The sequence below is a fragment of the Actinomadura darangshiensis genome (assembly GCF_004349235.1).
Lineage (GTDB): Bacteria > Actinomycetota > Actinomycetes > Streptosporangiales > Streptosporangiaceae > Spirillospora > Spirillospora darangshiensis.
Genome location: NZ_SMKY01000507.1, coordinates 1 through 3,666 on the forward strand (window position 1 = coordinate 1; position 3,666 = coordinate 3,666).

The 3,666-nt window shown below is 70.3% G+C and carries 2 protein-coding genes and 1 pseudogene; all 3 read right to left on the bottom strand.

Annotation, left to right across the window (positions count from 1 at the left end; all coding sequences use genetic code 11):
* Nucleotides 1–196: 196 nt before the first annotated feature.
* A complete protein-coding gene (locus tag E1293_RS45535; RefSeq protein WP_132206158.1) occupies nt 197–1,132 on the bottom strand; it encodes a LamG domain-containing protein in 936 nt (311 codons plus the stop codon).
* A gap of 52 nt (nt 1,133–1,184) precedes the next feature.
* Nucleotides 1,185–3,278 (bottom strand): PQQ-dependent sugar dehydrogenase, encoded by a 2,094-nt coding sequence (locus E1293_RS45540; protein WP_132206160.1) that lies wholly within the window; start codon nt 3,276–3,278, stop codon nt 1,185–1,187.
* 128 nt (nt 3,279–3,406) lie between these two features.
* A pseudogene (locus E1293_RS48315) lies at nt 3,407–3,666 on the bottom strand (hypothetical protein); the annotation flags it as partial.

The following is a 3,666-nucleotide window of genomic DNA, read 5'->3' on the forward strand; positions in this document are numbered from 1 at the left end:
CCACCCGTCCCCGCCCTCGGCGTCCTCGTCGGCGCCGTCCCGCAGGTCGACCGGCGTCCCACTGGGAAACGCCCGCCATACGCGCCGCTCGACGGGGGACAAATCGATCGGCTCCACGACCCCGAAACCTACAGCAGCCGCAAGAGGGTGGGACGGGGTTGCCGCCGGCGCTTGTGGGCGCCGGCGGCATGGACGGTCAGTGGTTGGCGAACTTGTACTGGAGGCGTGCTTCCTTCGGGGTTATGGGGCGGTCCATGAAGAGGAGGCCGTCCATGCGGCAGTTGCAGGGGTTCGCTTCGCGGGTGTTCTGCGGGAAGCTGCCGCCGATCTTGATGCCGCGGGGGTCCGTGGCGGACGTCAGGTCGGGTTCGGGGGCGCCCTCCAGGCCCCACGGGTCGCCCGAGACGGTGGAGAACCCGGGCAGCGGCCTGCCGTTCTTGTAGAGGGCCATCTCCCCGGTGTCGTAGTCGAACGTCGCGGCGAGGTGCACCCAGGTGTTCTGCGGGAGGATGCTCCGCCAGTCCTCGTTCGCGGCGAACGTCTGGGACTTCGAGCCGTCCACGCGGCGGCCCAGCGCGACGACGTGCAGGGTGCCGCCGACGTCGATGATCTCCAGCAGGGCGCGGACGGCGTGGCCGTCGGAGTCGCCGGTGAGCAGGCCGGAGAGGCCGATCGCGTTGTAGACGTCGTCCGGGTCGGACGTGTTGCTGTTGGGGCTCGGGTTGGTGCCGGTCATCTTGAACCAGCCTGCGAGGGTCGCGCCCTTGGCCGAGCTGTACGCGTGCAGCGACGGGACGCCGGTCGCGGAGTAGATCCCCGCCTTCCAGTCGTCGTTGCCGGCCGCGGACGGGTTCAGCTGCTTGAGCTGGATGGCGTGCCGCCGCGCGCCGTCCCGCACGCGCATGGCCGTGCCGCCGTTGACGAGGTCGATCGCGGTCCCCGAACGGCCGCGATCGGCCTCGCGGGACGGGTCGCCGGGCACCGGGTGCTCGAAGTCGTAGTAGGAGACCAGGTCCTTCTTCAGGGGCGGGAAGACGCCGCCGGTCGAGGCGCCGGCCGGGGCGGCGGCGACGGTGAGGGAGGCGCCCAGCAGCACGGTCGCGAGTGCGGCGGGGCCACGGCGAATGAACATGTCGACTCCTTGGAGCCCTCCGGGCGGGCGCCGGCCCGCCCGGAGGAGGCCGCTACTTCGCCGGGGTCCCGCGGACCGTGAGGTCGCGGAGCCGGCCGATGTTGTCGAACGAGCCGAAGCCCACCCGGCCGGAGCCGAGGGTCTTGTCGATGGCCGTGAAGACGGGGCGGGACTTCCCGTCCACGTACACGGCCGTCTCACCGGTGCCCGCGCAGTGCGTCACGCTCACGCGGTGCCACGCCTCGTCCGTGATGGACGGCGGGGCGCCGTGCGACCGGTTGGCGTTCCACTGCCGGTCGATCCGCAGCCGGTCCGCACCGTTCACCAGGTAGATCCCGTTGTGCGGGTAGATGGTGTTGTCGCTGGACAGATGGGTGTAGTAGAAGTGCGTGTCGTCCTGGTAGCCGAAGATGACGATCACGTCCCGGTTGCTGATCGACACGGGTGTGTCGAGCCGCACCTTCGCGTCGATCCGGGTGCTGGTGAGCGCGGGTCCCTTGTTGAGCACCGCGTACTCGAACGGGCGCCGCGGTCCGGGGCGCTCCTCACCGGCTTCGGCGAGGACGACCTGGTCACCGGGGAACTTCCACTTGGACGGGGTCACCGGCGTCCAGTTCTTGGCGTCCATCGCGTGCCCGACCCTCGCCGGGCCCGCCTTGCAGGACGCGAACCGCTTCGTCCCGACGATCTTCCAGATCTTGCCGTTGGCCTTGGCGAGCAGGTACGGCTCGCCCTTGGCGTCCGACCCGTACCGCAGGTCGACCCGCTCGTCGCCCGCCAGCTCCTTCATCGTGACGGGCTTGCCGGACGTGTCGTACGCCTGCATCTGGTAGATCTGCGCGCGGTTCGTGCCGGTCGAGTCGTGCTTCATCTCCGACTCTTCGGTGTACATGAGCCGGCCGTCCACGATGTCGGTGAACAGGTACTTGCCGCGCAGCGCGGGCAGCTTCGCGCCCCGGTAGACGTAGCCGCCGGAGATCGCGTGGCCGGTGTCGCTGCGGCAGTCCCAGTCCGGCGGCGGGTCGTGGTCGTAGGCCGCGAGCGGGTACTCGTACTTGTACTTGTCGTCGTCGGCCGGCAGCGGGTAGAGGTGGCAGCGGTCGTCCTTGCGGAACGTGAACGCGCCCTCCCGCTCGCTCCACCCGATGTTGGCGCCCGCGTAGAGCTCGTGGATCGACTCGATCTCGTGCTCGCCGATGTGCGCGAGGAACATCCGGTGCGTCCCGCCGGTGTCCCAGCTGAAGCGGTGCGGGTCGCGCATGCCGTAGGCGTAGATCTCGCCGACCTTGCCGGCCTGCCCGGCGAACGGGTTGTCGGCGGGGATGCCGTACTTGCCGTTCGCGCTGTCGTTCCCGGACGGGTCGATCCGCAGGATCTTGCCCTGCGGGACGCCGAGGTTCTGCGGGTCGCCGCCGTTGTCGCCGACGTTGCCGTTGCCGCCGTCGCCGACCGACATGTAGAGCTTGCCGTAGTCGGCGTCGCCGGGACGCGCGTTGGGGTTGAAGTCGATCTGCTGCAGGTTATGGATGCGCCCGGCGAACCCGATGCGCAGCAGTTCGCGGTGCGTCCCGGAGAACGTCTCGGCCTTCGGGTCGTTCGCCGTCCACTCGTCGATGACGCCGTGGTAGCCGGTCTTCGGCTGCGGCGTCAGGTCGGGCGTCTTCGTCTTGAGCGCGTTCCCCGCCTCGACGTGGGCGGTGTAGAACTTCCCGTTCTTGGCGAAGTCCGGATGGAACGCCACGAAGCCGAAGCCCTGCCCGAGTCCGGCCTGGGAGAAGAAGTCGGGCGCGAACGTGGCGGCGACGTCGAGGTAGACGTGCGGGGTGCGGGTCTTCTTGTCGAGCAGGTACAGGTTGCCGTTCAGGTCGGGCACGTACAGCCGGCCCGAGTGGTCGGGGACCTCGCCGACGTGGTTGATGCGGTTCCACCGCAGCAGCCGCGGGTCGGTCGGCTCACCGGTCGGCTTGGACTTCGGCAGCTGCGCGACCTCCTGGAGGACGACGCCGAGTCCGGACGGTGCTGGATCATCGGGGATCGGATCGAGGATCGGCGCGTCGTCCCGCGCCTGCGCCGCCGGTGGTACGGCGAGCAGCGGCAGCAGCAGCGCCGCGATCGTGAGGAGACACCAGCTGAGCTTTCTTCGCATTCCGGCCGTCCAAAGGTGGGGGATCGAGAAGGCTGGAAAGCGCTTTCTGGAAGCGCTTTCACGAAACTACGGCCGCCTCCGTTCCACGTCAAGAACGAATTTCGGACCCGCCGCATGTGGACATCCCGTCACGACCGCCTCCCGCGCACCCACGCGTGGACGGCCGTCCCGGCAACGGAGACGACCAGGCCGGCGGGCGCCGCGGCGGCGTGCCCCGCCAAGGTCAGCGCCATGGCCGCGGCGGCGCCGGGCGCCCAGATCCACGCGGCCACCGGCCGCCCCGCCCGCCCGCGCCGCCGCCGGGCCGCCTCCGCGGCCATGGGCGGAACGAGCGCCGGCAGGGCGGCGGCCAGCACCGTCAGCCAGTCGAGCAGCATCCGGTCGACCC